General features: G+C 70.3%; 16 protein-coding genes and 1 tRNA gene. 7 read left to right on the top strand and 10 right to left on the bottom strand.

Features of this window, described 5'->3' with window-relative positions; all coding sequences use genetic code 11:
* Positions 1-43: 43 nt before the first annotated feature.
* The 4 genes from ON759_RS06250 to ON759_RS06235 form a co-directional block, all read right to left on the bottom strand.
* Positions 44-1,450 (bottom strand): M28 family peptidase, encoded by a 1,407-nt coding sequence (locus ON759_RS06250; protein WP_271679493.1) that lies wholly within the window; start codon positions 1,448-1,450, stop codon positions 44-46.
* Positions 1,451-1,526: 76 nt separating this feature from the next.
* Positions 1,527-1,931, bottom strand: coding sequence for a large-conductance mechanosensitive channel protein MscL (mscL, locus tag ON759_RS06245; RefSeq protein ID WP_271679492.1), 405 nt, complete (start codon positions 1,929-1,931; stop codon positions 1,527-1,529).
* 37 nt (positions 1,932-1,968) lie between these two features.
* Positions 1,969-2,712 carry a fumarylacetoacetate hydrolase family protein gene (locus ON759_RS06240; RefSeq protein ID WP_271679491.1) on the bottom strand — a complete coding sequence of 248 codons (744 nt, stop codon included), beginning with the start codon at positions 2,710-2,712 and terminating at the stop codon, positions 1,969-1,971.
* Positions 2,713-3,003 carry a hypothetical protein gene (locus ON759_RS06235; protein ID WP_271679490.1) on the bottom strand — a complete coding sequence of 97 codons (291 nt, stop codon included), beginning with the start codon at positions 3,001-3,003 and terminating at the stop codon, positions 2,713-2,715.
* Between the two features lie 39 nt (positions 3,004-3,042).
* Here ON759_RS06235 and ON759_RS06230 point away from each other — a divergent pair, with 39 nt between their 5' ends.
* Positions 3,043-3,477, top strand: coding sequence for a Rieske (2Fe-2S) protein (locus tag ON759_RS06230; RefSeq protein ID WP_271679489.1), 435 nt, complete (start codon positions 3,043-3,045; stop codon positions 3,475-3,477).
* A gap of 6 nt (positions 3,478-3,483) precedes the next feature.
* On the opposite strand, the gene ON759_RS06225 is transcribed toward ON759_RS06230, so the two are convergent.
* From ON759_RS06225 to thiS, 4 genes are read right to left on the bottom strand one after another with little or no spacing between them, the layout of a single operon-like run.
* Positions 3,484-5,322, bottom strand: a complete 1,839-nt coding sequence (locus tag ON759_RS06225; protein WP_271679488.1) for an SLC13 family permease — start codon at positions 5,320-5,322, stop codon at positions 3,484-3,486.
* 36 nt (positions 5,323-5,358) lie between these two features.
* On the bottom strand, positions 5,359-6,093 hold the full coding sequence (gene trmB, locus ON759_RS06220; protein WP_271679487.1) for a tRNA (guanosine(46)-N7)-methyltransferase TrmB: 735 nt from the start codon (positions 6,091-6,093) through the stop codon (positions 5,359-5,361).
* Between the two features lies 1 nt (position 6,094).
* Positions 6,095-6,889 carry a thiazole synthase gene (locus ON759_RS06215; protein ID WP_271679486.1) on the bottom strand — a complete coding sequence of 265 codons (795 nt, stop codon included), beginning with the start codon at positions 6,887-6,889 and terminating at the stop codon, positions 6,095-6,097.
* A gap of 50 nt (positions 6,890-6,939) precedes the next feature.
* Positions 6,940-7,140: a sulfur carrier protein ThiS gene (gene thiS, locus ON759_RS06210; RefSeq protein ID WP_271679485.1), complete on the bottom strand. Its 201-nt coding sequence runs from the start codon at positions 7,138-7,140 to the stop codon at positions 6,940-6,942.
* 154 nt (positions 7,141-7,294) lie between these two features.
* Here thiS and ON759_RS06205 point away from each other — a divergent pair, with 154 nt between their 5' ends.
* From ON759_RS06205 to ON759_RS06180, 6 genes are all read left to right on the top strand, one after another.
* Positions 7,295-9,148, top strand: coding sequence for an autotransporter domain-containing protein (locus ON759_RS06205; RefSeq protein ID WP_425608454.1), 1,854 nt, complete (start codon positions 7,295-7,297; stop codon positions 9,146-9,148).
* Between the two features lie 72 nt (positions 9,149-9,220).
* Positions 9,221-9,294, top strand: a tRNA-Gly gene (locus ON759_RS06200).
* Between the two features lie 125 nt (positions 9,295-9,419).
* A complete protein-coding gene (gene rimK, locus ON759_RS06195) occupies positions 9,420-10,325 on the top strand; it encodes a 30S ribosomal protein S6--L-glutamate ligase (protein ID WP_271679483.1) in 906 nt (301 codons plus the stop codon).
* Positions 10,326-10,591: 266 nt separating this feature from the next.
* Entirely contained in the window at positions 10,592-11,275 is a 684-nt protein-coding gene (locus ON759_RS06190) for a response regulator transcription factor (protein ID WP_271679482.1), read from the top strand.
* On the top strand, positions 11,262-12,572 hold the full coding sequence (locus ON759_RS06185; RefSeq protein WP_271679481.1) for a sensor histidine kinase: 1,311 nt from the start codon (positions 11,262-11,264) through the stop codon (positions 12,570-12,572). Before ON759_RS06190 ends, ON759_RS06185 begins: the two co-directional genes overlap by 14 nt.
* A gap of 64 nt (positions 12,573-12,636) precedes the next feature.
* On the top strand, positions 12,637-13,740 hold the full coding sequence (locus ON759_RS06180) for a branched-chain amino acid aminotransferase (protein ID WP_271679480.1): 1,104 nt from the start codon (positions 12,637-12,639) through the stop codon (positions 13,738-13,740).
* Between the two features lie 31 nt (positions 13,741-13,771).
* Here the strand turns inward: ON759_RS06180 and ON759_RS06175 are convergent, their stop codons facing one another.
* Together ON759_RS06175 and ON759_RS06170 are read right to left on the bottom strand one after the other, a co-directional pair.
* On the bottom strand, positions 13,772-14,290 hold the full coding sequence (locus tag ON759_RS06175; protein ID WP_271679479.1) for a hypothetical protein: 519 nt from the start codon (positions 14,288-14,290) through the stop codon (positions 13,772-13,774).
* Between the two features lie 129 nt (positions 14,291-14,419).
* Positions 14,420-15,064 (bottom strand): hypothetical protein, encoded by a 645-nt coding sequence (locus tag ON759_RS06170; protein WP_271679478.1) that lies wholly within the window; start codon positions 15,062-15,064, stop codon positions 14,420-14,422.
* Between the last annotated feature and the right edge of the window lie 43 nt (positions 15,065-15,107).

Here is a 15,107-nt window from a genome sequence, read left to right as displayed (position 1 = left end):
CGCAGATCCGTTCGCGGCGTGCGCCACGCCTGCGGTTAGCGGCTCACTTGTCCGCCGCCTTCGGCGCGCTGCCGAAATCGCCTTCCGCATCCGCCGCGAGGTAGGCGAACACGGCGTAGGCGGCGACGTTCTGCGCGAGCGCCTGCGGGTCCACCTTGTCGAGGGTGTCGTCCGGGGTGTGGTGCAGGTCGAAGTAGTCGGTGCCATCCTGGGCCAGCCCCGCGCAGGCCATGCCCACCGCATTGAACGGCGACAGGTCGGGACCGCAGCCCTCGCCGTCCGCAACATGCGCGATCCCCAACGGCGCCAGCGCCTCGGCGATGCGCGCGACCGCGGCTTCCGCATGCGCGGGCACCTTGGCGGCGAAGGCATAGATGCGTCCGGCGCCGAAGTCGCTCTCGGCGCCGATCTGGTGCTTGCGCAGGTCGGCGGCATGCGCCTCGGCATACGCGCGCCCGCCCCACAGCCCCTGCTCTTCGTTGGCGAAGGCGACGACGCGCAGCGTGCGCGCCGGTCGTTGCGCCTTCGGCAGGCGCCCGACGAGGTGGCCTGCGGCCATGGTGATCGCGACGCCGGCGCCATCGTCGATCGCCCCGGTGCCGAGGTCCCACGAATCCAGGTGCCCGCCGATCACCACCACTTCGCCGGGCCGGCTGCGCCCGGTGATCTCGCCGATCACGTTCTGCGAGGTGTACGTGCCGTTCCAGCCGCAGTCGAGCACCAGCGCGACGCGGGTCGGGCCGAGCGCCACCAGCCGTGCGAGCTGGTCGGCATCCGGCGCGGATAGCGCCGCCGACGGGATCGGCGCCAGCCCCTCGTCGAAGCGGGTGATCCCGGTATGCGGATTGCGGTGCGAATCGGTGCCGGCCGAACGCATCAGGTAAGCGATCGCGCCGGCGCGGATCGCCGCCGAGGGTCCGCCGCTGCGCACCCGCGAACCCGGCCCGTAGCCGCTGCCATCGCGCTTGCGCTCCATCCGGTAGTCGATGAAGGCGATCTTGCCGGCGAGCGAACCCGGGGCCGCCTGCTGCAGCGCCTCCAGGGTCGGGAAGCGCACGACCTCGGCCTCGACCTTGCCGCCCGGGCTGCCGCCGAGCGCGGTGAGGTGCAGCGCTTGCGCATGCGCGCCGAGCACGCGCGCGGATTCGGCGCGGCGCTCCCACTTCGGGAAGGTGACCGGTTCGGTCCACACCTTGTCGTAGCCGAGCGCCTGAAACTTCGCCTTCGCCCATGCCACCGCGCGGGCATCGGCCTCGCTGCCGGCCAAGCGCGGGCCGACTTCGGTGGTCAGCGATTCCAGCACGCGCCAGCCGGTGTCGTCGGCCAGTGCCTGGGTGCGCAAGTTGGCGGCCTGCGCCATCGCGCTGTCGTGGATGCGCGTGGGCTCGCGCGCACCGGCCGGCAGGGCGAGGGTGGCCGCGAGGGCGAGGGCAAGCAGGGCGTGGCGCATCGGTGGGTCCCGGAAACGACGAAGCCGCGAGTGTACGACCCGCGGCTTCGTGTCGGATGTGCTGGAAGTCGGCGCGTTACTTGCGCAGGGCGTCGCGGATCTCGCGCAGGAGGAGGGTGTCCTCCGGCGTCGCCGCCGGCGCCTCGGCAGGCTTCTTGTGCAGGCGGTTGATCGCCTTGACCACCAGGAAGATCGCGAACGCCACGATCACGAACTGCACGATGGCATTGATGAACTCGCCGTAGGCCAGCACCACCGCGGGCACCTCCTTGCCGGCGGCATCCACCGTCGCTTCCTTGAGCACGATGCCGAGCTTGGCGAAGTCCACGCCGCCGATCAGCAGGCCCAGCGGCGGCATGATCACCTTGTCGACCAGCGCGGTCACGATCTTGCCGAACGCGGCGCCGATCACCACGCCCACGGCGAGGTCGATCACGTTGCCGCGCATCGCGAATTCCTTGAACTCGGTCATCATGCCCATGGTGGCTCCTGAGGCGTCGGGTGGGATGGCCGACAGCCTACACCGCGGCGGGCAGGATGCGTCCGCGGCATTCGGCGATGTCGCCGAGGCGGGCATGGAAGCGGTCGCCGGGCTGCAGCGCGGCGACCCCCGCAGGCGTCCCCATGAACACCAGGTCGCCGGCGCGCAGGGCATACAGCTTCGACAGTTCGTGCAGGATCTCCGGCACGTCCCAGATCAGCTGGTCCAGGCTGGACTGCTGGCGGCGCTCGCCGTTGACGTCCAGCGACAGCGGCAGGCGGGCCAGCTCGCCGGCTGCGTCGATCGGCACCAGCGCGCCGACCGGCGCCGACTGGTCGAAGCCCTTGCCGGTGTCCCAGGGTAGGCCCTTGGCTTTCGCCGCGGCCTGCAGGTCGCGGCGGGTGAGGTCCAGTCCCACGCCGCAGGCGACCACCAGCCGTGCAGCATCGGCGACGGGCAACGCGCCCGGCGGTGCGTCATGGCCGAGCGCGACCACCAGTTCGACTTCATGGTGCAGGTCGCGGGTGCCGGGCGGGTAGGCCACCTCGCCGTCGACCACGATCGCGTCGGCGGGCTTCATGAAGAACACCGGCGTTCCGCGTTCCGCCTTCGATGCGGGCGCGGCCGCGCCCATCTCGCGCGCGTGGTCGGCGAAGTTGCGGCCGACGCAGTAGATGCGCCGGACCGGGAAGGTGCCGAGCAGGCGCCCGGCCAGGTCGCGGACGGGAAGGCGCGGGATCGCGGGAGCGGCGACCAGGTCGCCGGCGGCGGCCGCGTCCACTCAGCGCGCCAGCGGCAGGTGCGCCTTGCCCACCACGCGGAAATCGCCGTCGATCGCGGCGCCGCGCACGAACAGCGGCTGGTTGCGCTGCTTCCACAGGCGCCAGAGCATGCCGGCCCCGAGCATCGCGATGCCGACGAACACGCTGACGAACAGCAAGGTCAGCAGCAGGCCGACGCCGACCACGCCGAGTACCACTCGCAGGATGCGGTGGCGCGGGCGGCGGGGTGCGGTGAAGCCGGCGAAACGGGTGCGGGCGTTGTGGAAACGGGCATTGCGGAAGATCGACATCGTGCGTGCGGTCCTGTGGGCCAGTACGGCCATGACACTATGATGTGGAGTATCGACAGAACCCGCGGGGCAGTTGTGAGCAGTTCGTTAAACCCGGCCCCCGTGGAGGGCGACGGCGCGCACGCTTCCGCAGTCGCGATCGCCCGCATCGACGCGATCCCGCCCGGCGGCCTGGTCGAAGTCGAAGCCGAGGTTGAAGGCGAGCCGGAATCGCTGATCCTGCATCGCGACGGTTCGGACGCCGTGCGCGCATGGCGCAACATCTGTCCGCATGCGGGCCGCCGGCTCGACTGGGCACCCGGGCAGTTCCTGCGGGCGAAGGACGGGAGCCTGGTGTGCGCGGTGCATGGCGCGAGCTTCGAATTGGAGGCAGGCCGCTGCATCGCCGGCCCCTGTCGCGGCGATCGCCTGCGCGCGGTGGCGGTGCAGTGCGTGGACGGCGAGGTGCGGCTGGGTACGCCCGACGCCGGATGACCGCGGTCAGTACAGCAGGTTGATCACCGCCACGATCACCAGCAGGTAGAGCAGCGACAGCGGACCGCCCACGCGCCACATGTCGCGCGCGCTGTAGTTGGCGGGGCCGGTGATCATCGACATCACCGGGTTGGACGCGGTCATCAGGTTGTTCGAGGCCGACAACGCGACGATCAGCGCGAACGCGGTCGGGTTGCCGCCCGCCGCCAGCGCCACGTTGATCGCGATCGGCACCATGATGATGGTCGCGCCGACATGGCTGATCGCCAGCGAGAACGCGGTGGTCAGCAGGCCGATCAGGACCTGCAGCAGCCACAGCGGGAAGCCGTCCGGCAGCTGTTCCAGGGTGTGCCCGGCCAGCCAGGCGGCGGCGCCACTGGAATCCATCGCCCAGCCCAGCGGGATCAGGCAGGCCATCAGGAACACGGTCTTCCAGCTGATCGCGGCGTAGGCCTCGTCGACGTGCAGCACGCCGGCCACCAGCATCGCCGCGACCCCGGTCATCAGCGCGATCGGCACCGGGATGCGCGTGCTCAGGGCCAGCAGCATCGAGCCGGCGAAGATCGCCATCGCGATCTTGAACTTGTGCGGGCGCTGCTCGTCCTTCGGGTAGTCGGTGACCACCACGAAATCCTTGCCCTTGGCCGCCTGCGCGAGGTCGGTCCAGATGCTGTGCAGCACCAGCATGTCGCCCGCGCGGAGCGGGGTGCTGCGGACGTCGTCGCGCAACACCTGCTTGTCGCGGTTGATCGCCAGCAGGCTGATCCCGTCCTGCTTGCGCAACCGCAGCTGCGCCGAGGTCTTGCCGATGAAGCGCGAGGTCGGCGGCACCACCGCCTCGGAGATGCCGGCGCGGCTGGGGTTGAACAGGTCGGCGAAGGTGCGCAGGCGCGCCGACAGGCGCAGGAACTGGTTCTGCGCGAAGTCCGCGACCTGCTCGCGCGGGCCCATCATGCCGAGCACGCTTCCCACCCAGATGCGCGTGTCGGCCGGCGGCGACAGCCGCGATTCCTCGCCGGTGCGCAGCGCCAGCAGCAGGGGCGCGCCATGCAGGGCTTCGGCGTCGCCCACGCTCATGCCGACCAGCGGGCTGTCCGCGGTCACCGTGAGTTCGTAGACGTCGCCCTCGATGCCGTAGGCGCGGGAGAAGTAGCTCTGCGTGCGCGCCGGGGTCACCGCGTCGCCGCCGTCTTCGCGCAAGCGGTTGCCGGCGAAGAAATGGAAGTACGCCAGCGACAACGCCAGCAACGCCAGCCCGATCGGCATCGGCGCGAACATGTTGAGCGGCTCCAGCGCCGCCGCGCCCGAGGGCAGGTTGGCGTTGGCCGCGACCAGCAGGTCGTTGAGCAGGATCAGCGGCGAGTTGCCGACCATGGTCAGCCCGCCGCCCATCACGATCGCCGCCGCCAGCGGCAGCAGCATGCGCGACAGGGTCAGGCCGGTGCGCGAGGACAGGCGCGACGCCACCGGCAGGAACAGCGACATCACCGCCGGGTTCTGCATCACCGAACTGGTCACGCCCGCCGCCGCGCTGGTGAACAGCAACAGGCGCGATTCCACCCCGTTGGCCCGCCGCAACAGCCAGCCGGCTAGGCGGTTCAACGCCCCGGTGCGATCCAGGCCGGCGCCCAGGATCATGGTCGCGATGATGCTCATCACCGCGTTGCCGGCGAAGCCGCCGAACAGGTCCTCGCGCGGCACCAGCCCGGTCAGCCCCAGCACCACCAGCACGACCAGCGCGACCACGTCGGCACGCACGCGCTCGAACAGGAACATGGCCATCGTGAAGCCCACCAGCCCGAGCACCAGCTCCATGTCGGTGGTGAGCGTCAGCGCGGTGTCCATCCGGCGGGTTCGACTCCGTGTCCTGTTCGGCGTGGGTCAGCAGCGGTCGTACAGCAGGTCCCAGACGCCGTGGCCCAGCCGCAGGCCGCGCGCCTCGAAATGCGTCTGCGGCCGCCAGTCCGGGCGGGGCACGCTGCCGCGCGGGCCGGCGCGGTTGGCGATGCCCGGGGTGGTGTCCAGCACGTCCCACATCTGCTCGGCATAGTCCTGCCAATCGGTGGCGAGGTGCAAGCGACCGCCGGGCGCGAGTTTGCGCACCAGCAGCGCCGCAAACGCCGGGTTCACCAGCCGTCGCTTGTGGTGCCGCTTCTTGTGCCAGGGGTCGGGGAAGTAGATGCGGGCCTCGTCCAGGCTGCCATCGGCGATCTCGTGCTGCAGCACTTCCACCGCATCGTGGTGGTAGAGCTTCACGTTGGTCGCGCCGTCGGCGTCCAGCGCATTGAGCAGGCGGCCGACGCCGGGCGCATGCACTTCGATGCCGACGTGGTCGCGCGCGGGATCGCGCTGCGCCGAATACCGCAGCGCCTCGCCATTGCCGAAACCGATCTCGAGGATGCGCGGGGCGCGGCGCCCGAACGCGGCGTCGAAATCGCGCGGGGTGCCGGCGTATGCCAGCCCGAAGCGCGGCCAGAGCTCGTCGAAGGCGCGCTGCTGGGCGTCGGTGAAGCGGCCCTGGCGTAGCACGAAGCTGCGGATATTGCGCGCGCCCTCGGTCGCGGTGAACGGCTTGGGCGGCGCCTTGCGCCCGTCGCTGGAAAACGGGTCGGTCATCTCAGCCGATCAATCCGTCGATTGGCGAGGACGCGGACGCGAAGCGCTTGCGCGGGATCCGCCCGGCCTGGAAGGCGGCCCGCCCGGCCTCGACGGCCAGCTTCATCGCGTGCGCCATCAGCACCGGGTCGCGCGCGCCGGCGATCGCGGTGTTCATCAGCACGCCATCGCAGCCAAGTTCCATCGCAATGCTCGCATCCGAGGCCGTGCCGACGCCCGCGTCGACGATGATCGGGACCTTGGCGTTCTCGACGATCTCGATGAGGTTGTAGCGGTTCTGGATGCCCAGCCCGGAGCCGATCGGCGCGGCTAGCGGCATCACCGCCACGCAGCCGATTTCCTCGAGGCGCTTGCACAGGATCGGGTCGTCGCTGGTGTAGACCATGACCTGGAAGCCGTCGGCCACCAGCGTTTCCGCCGCGGCCAGGGTCTGCACCACGTCCGGGTACAGGGTGCGCTGGTCGCCCAGCACCTCCAGCTTCACCAGCGCGTGGCCGTCCAGCAGCTCGCGCGCCAGGCGGCAGGTGCGCACCGCGTCATCCGCGGTGTAGCAGCCGGCGGTGTTGGGCAGGATGGTGTAGCGGTCGGGCGGGAGCACGTCGAGCAGGTTGGGCTCGCCGGGCGCCTGGCCGATGTTGGTCCGGCGGATCGCGACGGTCACGATTTCCGCGCCGGCGGCGTCGGTGGCGCGGCGGGTCTCGTCGAGGTCCTTGAACTTGCCGGTGCCGGTCAGCAGGCGGGAGGCATAGGCCTTGCCGGCGATGATCAGGGGATCGCGTGGGGTGGTCGCAGTCATCGCGGGATTATCGCCGATGGCGCGCGGCGATGCCGCGCGAACGCCAAGCCTCACCCACCGCCGAGGGCATGCACGATCTCGACCCGGTCGCCCGCCTGCAGGCGGTGGATCGCATGTTGGCCGCGCGGGATGATCTCGCCGTTGACCTCCACGGCCACGCGGCGGCCGGACAGGCCCTCGGCGTCGAGCAGCGCGGCCAGGGTCGTCTCGGCGGGCAGGGGGCGGTCGGTGCCATTGAGCAGGACGTGCATGCCGCCATTTTGGCCGGTTTGCGGCGGTCCGTGGCGTGTCGCGCCGCAACTTGTGACCGTTACGGTTTCGTGAAACCATCCGCGCCATTCGCTGTCGTACTGTCGGCGCCCATCCCGAGGAACCCCCATGAAGACCAAGCTGATCCGCTCCGTGCTGGCTGCTGCGTTGGCGATTGCCGCGCTTCCGGCAGCGGCGCAGTCCTCCTCCAAGTCCCCGTTCTCGCAGACGATCTTCTTCGGCGACAGCCTGACGGATGGCGGCTACTTCCGCCCGCTCCTGATCCAGATGGTGGGTCCGAACGGCGCGACCATCGGCCAGTTCACCACCAACCCGAGCTACGTCTGGTCGCAGTACCTCGCCGACTATTACGGCAGCAATGCGCAGGCCGCGTGGACCGGCAATGCCACCGCCACCCCGACGCCCGCCAGCGGCAACAACTGGGCCGTCGGCGGCGCGCGCGTGGGCACCAACTCCGTCGGTGGACTGGGCTACACGCCTTCGCTCACGGCGCAGTACCAGGCCTACCTGGCCTCCGGCCATGCGGTGGATGCGCACGCGCTGTACACGGTGTGGGGTGGTGCCAACGACATGTTCGCGGTGCAGGCCAATCCGTCCCAGGCTGCGCAGATCATCTCCGGCGCAGTGACCGCGCAGGTCGGGCTGGTGGGCGCGCTGACCCAGGCCGGTGCGCAGTACATCCTCGTGCCGACCTTGCCCGACCTCGGCCTGACGCCGGACGCGCGCGCCGGCGGGGCAGTGGGCATGGCCCAGGGTACCGCCCTGGCCACGACCTACAACACCAGCCTCTTCAACGCGCTGGCCGCCAACAACCTGCGCGTGATCCCGATGGACACCTTCCACTTCCTGCAGGAAGTGGTGGCCAACCCGTCGCAGTTCGGCATCACCAATGTCACCGGCAAGGCCTGCGTCACCCAGCCGCCGCCGGCCGGTAGCTCCTCGTTGTTCTGCAGCCCGCTATCGACCGTGCCGGGCGGCGCGAACAGCTACCTGTTCGCCGACGGGGTGCACCCGACTACCGCCGCGCACAAGGCGCTGGCGGATTTCGCCGTCTCGATCATCGAAGGCCCGCGCCAGCTGGCGATCCTGCCGTACTCGGCCAGCACCATCGGTCGTGCCCGCGCGATGATGGTCGAAGGCTCGATCGACGCCTTCGCGCAGGACGACCAGGACGGCATGCGCTGGTGGGGCGACGTGCGCGGCGACCAGGTCCGCTACGGCGCGCCGTTCCACTTCGACGGCACCGGCCCGACCGCCTCGTTCGGCATCGGCTGGCGCAGCGGCAACCTGTACTACGGGGGTTTCGCCGGGTACGGCCGCCAGGACATCGACTTCGGTGAGCGTCGCGGCAACTTCAAGCAGACCGATACCAGCATCGGCGGCTTCGTCGGCTGGGAGAGCGGTGCCCTGTGGGCGAATGCGCAGCTGAGCTGGACCAACCTCGACTTCGACGTCGACCGCCAGGTCAACCTGGGTACTGCAACCCGCGTCCACACTGGCTCGCCGGGCGGCGACAACCTGTCGGTGGGCGGCAGCGTCGGCTGGAACTTCAGCCATGGCGCGTTCACCCATGGCCCGGTGCTGACCTTGCTGTCGCAGCAGATCACCGTCGATGGTTACGCCGAGAGCGAGCCGACGCTGTCCACCTCGCTGGCGTTCCCCGAGCAGAAGGTCGATTCGCTGATCGGCAGCGCGGGTTGGCAGGCCAGCTACGAAATCAACGAGCACCTGGTCCCGTACGCCAAGTTGACGTGGGACCGCGAGTTCGAGGACGCGCGCGAGCAGGTCTACGCGCAGGTGCAGTCGATCCCCAATTCGCTGCCCTACGCGGTACCGGGCCTGGCCTTCGACGAAAGCTACGGCACCCTGACCTTCGGCATCCGCAGCAAGCTGATGGGCCTGGATGTGGTCACCGGCTCCAATGTTTCGGTCGGGCAGGCGGGCGGCAACGATTACAGCACCTTCATCACCGTGGGCGGCCGCTTCTGACCGCAGCTCGCGCGCCAGCCACCCGGGCGCGCGTTGTGTCGGCGCGGCGCGCGGCATAGACTTGGCACCCTCGCGGGTGTAGTTCAATGGTAGAACTGCAGCTTCCCAAGCTGCTAGCGTGGGTTCGATTCCCATCACCCGCTCCAATCGCGCAGGGCGGCATCCGGCAGGGTGCCGCCCTTCGTCTTTGCGACGATGGCGTTGCAGGCGGCGTTCATCCGATCGCAACCCGCACGCGGGATCATCGCCGTCGATCCCGGAAGCGCCGCCGATGAAATTCGCCATCCTGTCCCGCAACAGCAAGCTCTATTCCACCCGCCGCCTGGTCGAGGCCGCGCGCGGGCAGGGCCACAGCGTGCGCGTGCTGGACCCGCTGCGCTGCTACATGCGGATCGCCAACGACGGCTTCGGGATGCGCTACAAGGGCGGCCGGATCTCCGGCTACGACGCCGTGATCCCGCGCATCGGCGCATCGGTGACCCGCTACGGATGCGCCGTGCTGCGCCAGTTCCAGCTGATGGGCACGGCGACGCCCAGCGATGCCGAGGCGATCGCGCGCGCGCGCGACAAGCTGCGCTGCCACCAGTTGCTCGCCGCGGAGGGTATCGGCCTGCCGGACACCGTGTTCGGCGACAACCCGGACGACACCGCCGACCTGCTCGCGCTGCTCGGCCCGCCGCCGCACGTGATCAAGCTCAACGAAGGCACCCAGGGCGCCGGGGTGATGCTCACCGAGAAGCCGTCGGCCTCGCGCGGTGCGGTGGAGACCCTGCGTGGCCTGTACGCCAACTTCCTCGTGCAGGAATTCATCGCCGAGGCCAGGGGCGCCGACCTGCGCTGCTTCGTGGTCGGCGACCGCGTGGTGGCCGCGATGCGCCGGCAGGCCCCGAAGGGCGAGTTCCGCTCCAACCTGCATCGCGGGGGGACCGCCAAGCCGGTGCGCATCACCCGCGCCGAGGCGGCGACGGCCGTGCGCGCGGCGCGCGTGCTGGGGCTGGGCGTCGCCGGCGTCGACATGCTGCGCAGCAAGCGCGGCCCGCTGGTGCTGGAGGTCAATTCCTCGCCCGGGCTCGAGGGCATCGAGGCCGCGACCGGCGTGGATGTCGCCGGTTGCATCGTATCGCACGTGGTCGGGTTGGCGCAGTCCCGCGGCAACGAAGATCGAACGCCGATTTGACGGTTTTTTAATCGCGGCCTGACCATGATCATGCATAGCGATGTCCACCTTCCCCCGGACATCGGCTTGGCAGGGCAACCAGTGACCATCCCGCATGGTATTCGGCCCAGGTGGCGTGCCACCTGGGCCTTTGTTTGGCCGGCGATCGCGCGCGGGGTGCGGGCGGTCCCGCCGACGGCGCGGGCAAGGCGCGGTGGCTGTGCCAGAATCCCGGAACCCGGCATCCCGGCGATGGTCCTACCCGTCGTCGCCCTTGAGGAACACGCATGCGCATCCTGGTGATCGAAGACAACGCCGACATCGCCGCCAACCTCGGCGACTACCTCGAGGACCGTGGCCATGTGGTGGACTTCGCCGCGGATGGCGTGACCGGGCTGCACCTCGCGGTGGTCAACGACTTCGACGCGATCGTGCTGGACCTGAACCTGCCCGGCATGGACGGCCTCGAGGTCTGCCGCAAGCTGCGCAACGAGGCGCGCAAGCAGACCCCGGTGCTGATGCTCACCGCGCGCGATTCGCTGGAGAACAAGCTGGCGGGCTTCGATTCCGGCGCCGACGATTACCTGATCAAGCCATTCGCGTTGCAGGAAGTCGACGTGCGCCTCAACGCGCTGGCCCGTCGCGGGCGCGGGCCGCAGGCGCGGATCCTCAACGTCGGCGAACTGGAGTACAACCTCGACACGCTGGAGGTCAGGCGCGAGGGCAAGCTGCTGCAGCTCAACCCGACCGCGCTGAAGATCCTGCAATCGCTGATGGAAGCCTCGCCGGCGGTGGTCACCCGGCAGGACCTGGAAACCCGCGTGTGGGGCGAGGAACTTCCCGATTCCGACTCGCTGCGGGTGCACATCCACGGCTTGCGCGCCGTGCTCGACAAGCCGTTCGCGGTGCCGATGATCCAGACCCGCCACGGCATCGGCTACCGGATCGCCCCGCCCGATGCCGACGGCTGAGGCCGCGGGGCAACGGCGCCCGCCGCGCGGCCGCCGCCGGCTGCGCACCCGCATCATCGTCACCATCACCCTGCTCGGGTTCTGCCTGACGGCCTTGTTCGCCTATTCCACCACGCTGCTGCGGACGCGCGTGGAGAACCAGCTGCTCTCGGATGCGCTGAACCGCAACATCGATGCCTATGCCAGCGCGTTCGAGCGCGATCCGACCAACGCGACCTTCGCCTTCGAGGGCGTGCAGGGCTGGGTGTACGCCAACGAACGCCTCGCCAACGCGCCGGCCGATTGGCGCGGGTTGCGCGACGGCATCCACGAACTGCATGGCGTGGAGGAGAACGGCCAGGCCTTCGCCTACAAGCTCGCGGTGCGGCGCACGCCCACCCACGCCTTCTTCCTCGCCTACGACCTGACCCAGACCCTGCAGGGCCAGGGGCAGCAGAACCGCCTGCTGGTCGCTGCGGTGGTGTTGTTCACTGCATTGGCGCTGGTCCTCGGGTGGTGGTCGGCGTCGCGGGTGATGGCGCCCGTGTCCGACCTCGCGCAGCGCCTGCGCCGCTCCGGCACCAGCTCCGACCCCGAGTTGCTGGCCCCCTCGTTCGCCGAGGACGAAGTGGGCGAACTCGCGCGCGCGCTGGACGACTACGCCGGCCGCCTCACCGAGGTGGTGCAGCGCGACCGCGAGTTCAACGCCGACGTCAGCCACGAATTGCGCACGCCGCTGGCGGTGATCCGCGGGGCGGTGGAACTGATGCTGGCCAAGCCGGACGTCGACGAACGCACGCGGACCCGCCTGTTGCGCATCCAGCGCGCCGAGCAGCAGTGCACCGACCTGATCAGCGCGTTGCTGCTGCTGTCGCGCAACGAACGCGCGGTGGGGTCCTGCGATGTCGCCCGGGTGGCGCAGCAGTTACTCGACAACCATCGCGCGCAGCTCGCCGGCAAGCCGCTGGTATTGCGCATGGAAGGCGCGCCGAGTTTGCTGGTCGACGCGCCGGAGTCGGCGGTCGCGGTGGCCCTGGGGAACCTGATCGGCAACGCGGTGAAGTACACCCAGTCCGGTGACGTGGTCGTCCGCGTGGGCGAAGGCGCGGTGGAGGTGGTCGATTCCGGGCCCGGGCTCAGCGCGGAGGACGCCGCGCGCCTGTTCGAGCGCGGTTACCGCGGCACCCACGCCGGGCATTCGCAAGGCGGCGGGATCGGCCTGTCCATCGTGCGCCGGCTGTGCGCGCTGTACGGCTGGGACGTGCGGGTCCGTCCCGGCGACACCCAGGGCGTGGTGGCGACCCTCAGCTTCGCCTGATCCGTGGGCCGCCGCGGGCTTCGCGGCATAATGGGCGTCCCCACGGTTTCGCCGGAATCCCCGCATGACTGCCGCCGCCTCGCCACTGGAGTACCAGGTCAGGCTGTCCGACCACGCCCGCACCGCCGCCGAGCGCGATGCCATCCTCGCCGGCGACCTCGGCTTCGGCCGCTATTTCACCGACCACATGGTCGCCATCCAGTGGGACCAGGCGCGCGGCTGGCATGACGCGCAGGTGCGTGCATACGGCCCGCTGTCGCTGGACCCGGCCGCCGCCGTGCTGCACTACGGCCAGGAGATCTTCGAGGGGATCAAGGCCTACCGGCATCCGGATGGCTCGATCTGGACGTTCCGTCCCGATGCCAACGGCGAGCGCCTGCAACGCTCGGCGGCGCGCCTGGCCCTGCCGCAACTCCCGGTGGCCGCGTTCACCGAATCGCTGCGCCAGCTGGTCGCCGTCGACCATGCGTGGGTGCCGTCGGCGCCGGAGAGCAGCCTGTACTTCAGGCCCTTCATGATCGCCACCGAAGCCTTCCTCGGCGTGCGCCCGGCGCAGGCGGCGGGGTACTACGTCATCGCCAGCCCGGCCGGCGCCTATTTCGCCAAGGGCGTGGCCCCGGTCTCGATCTGGTTGTCCGAGGACTACGCGCGCGCGGCCAAGGGCGGCACCGGCGCGGCCAAGTGCGGCGGCAACTACGCGGCGTCGCTGCTGCCGCAGCAGGAGGCCTACGCGCAGGGCTGCTCGCAGGTGTTGTTCCTGGATCCGGTCGAGGGCCGGTACCTGGAGGAGCTCGGCGGCATGAACGTGTTCCTGGTCCGTCGCGACGGCCGCATCGTCACCCCCGAGCTCTCCGGCAGCATCCTCGAGGGCATCACCCGCGCCAGCATCCTGCAGCTGGCCCGCGACCGCGGCCTGGTGGTCGAGGAGCGCAAGGTGTCGATCGACGAGTGGAAGGAGGGCGTGGCCTCGGGCGAGATCAGCGAGGTCTTCGCCTGCGGGACCGCGGCGGTGGTCACCCCGATCGGCGCGCTGAAGGGTCGCGGGTTCGCGGTCGGCGACATCGACGCGCCCGCCGGCGAGGTCACCATGGCGATCCGCAAGGAACTGACCGACATCCAGTATGGCCGCATCCCCGATCGCCACGGCTGGCTGGTGCGCCTGCGCTGATGGATCAGGGTGCCCGCGCAGCCGCGGGCGGCTACAGCCGCACCCACCAGCAGCCCTGGTTCCGGCGAACGGAGAACACCGTGCGCGAGGGCGTGCTGCCGTTGGCCAGGGTCTGCTCGACACGCAACCCGATCAGCCTGGCTTGGCGCCTTGGGGTGGCGATGGGCTCGCCGGTGGCTTCATCGAAACGCACGATGTCCTCGCCGTACGCATTGGTGCCGCCCGCGTACATCGGCTGGACGTCGACCAGCGGCCGGTTGGCGATCGCCTGCAGCCGATCCATCAGCCGGTACCCATTGGCGGTGGACATGCCGCTCCAGTCGTAGAAGCCGGCGATGCGGTTGACGTCGCCGGATTGGATCGCGCTGCCGAGCGAGTAGGCGAGGTCCTGCACGCTACGGGCGCAGCTGTCGCGCTGGTAGCGGGCGGCGGCGCCACCCACGCCCGGGACCGGATCAGCGGGGCGTTCGCGTCCCCCGATATCGACGCATTGCTTGTCGGTGTAGACCATGGTGCCGTCGGCCGCGATGCACTGGCGGACCTGGGCCATGGCCTGCGCGGGGGCCGCGCACAGTGTGCAGAAGGCCAGGAAGGCAACGACAGGGGGAACAGTGGGTCGCATCGCCGCGACAGACTACCCGTGGCGATGGCCGGCGGGGTAGTGCGGCAGGCCCTGCGTTCAGGCGTAGCGCAGGAAATAGCAGCCGCTCGCGCGGGTGACCTCGAAGTCGTCGATGCGTGGCGCACCGTCGTCGCGCAGCGTCACCTGCAAGACACCCGCCTGCGCGGCCGGTCCCAGCGCCGCATCGAAATACTCCGCGCCAACGAGGTCGTGCTCGGCGAGTCGCACCAGCCCATCCATCACCCGTTGCGCATCGCGGTTCGGCATGCCTTGCCAGTCGAAGCTCTCGGCCACCCGGTTCACGTCGCGCATCGCCATCGAGGCCTGCAGGTCGCGTGCCAGCTGGGCCGGCGTGCGCGCGCAACCCGCCGACACGTCACGACGCGTGGAAGGCGCGCTTGTGACCGATGCGGCTTGCAGTTCGTCCAGCGCCACGTCCGGATCCTCGCCGTTGCGCAATGCGCCAAGGCGCGCCTCCAGCCTGCGCTCGGACACGATCCGGTTGGCCAGGTCGGCGGTGATCGGCGCGGAGCGGGCGCCGAAAGCGCCGCAGCCCTGGTTGGTGTAGAGCGTGGTGCCGTCGGGCATCTGGCACCGCAGCACGCCGGTGGCGGTGGCTTCCGCGGGGCGCGGGGCGGAGGTGGCGGCGGCGAGGACGCTGGCGGCGATCAGGCTGGCGAAGAGGGGCTTGCGGGCTTGCATGGCGGAATCAGTCGGCATGCCGTGGCGGCATGCGTGCATGGTC

Source organism: Thermomonas mangrovi (assembly GCF_028201335.1).
Taxonomy (GTDB): domain Bacteria; phylum Pseudomonadota; class Gammaproteobacteria; order Xanthomonadales; family Xanthomonadaceae; genus Thermomonas; species Thermomonas mangrovi.
The sequence above is the reverse complement of the archived record's forward strand: the minus strand, read 5'-3'. Positions and strand labels throughout refer to the sequence as shown.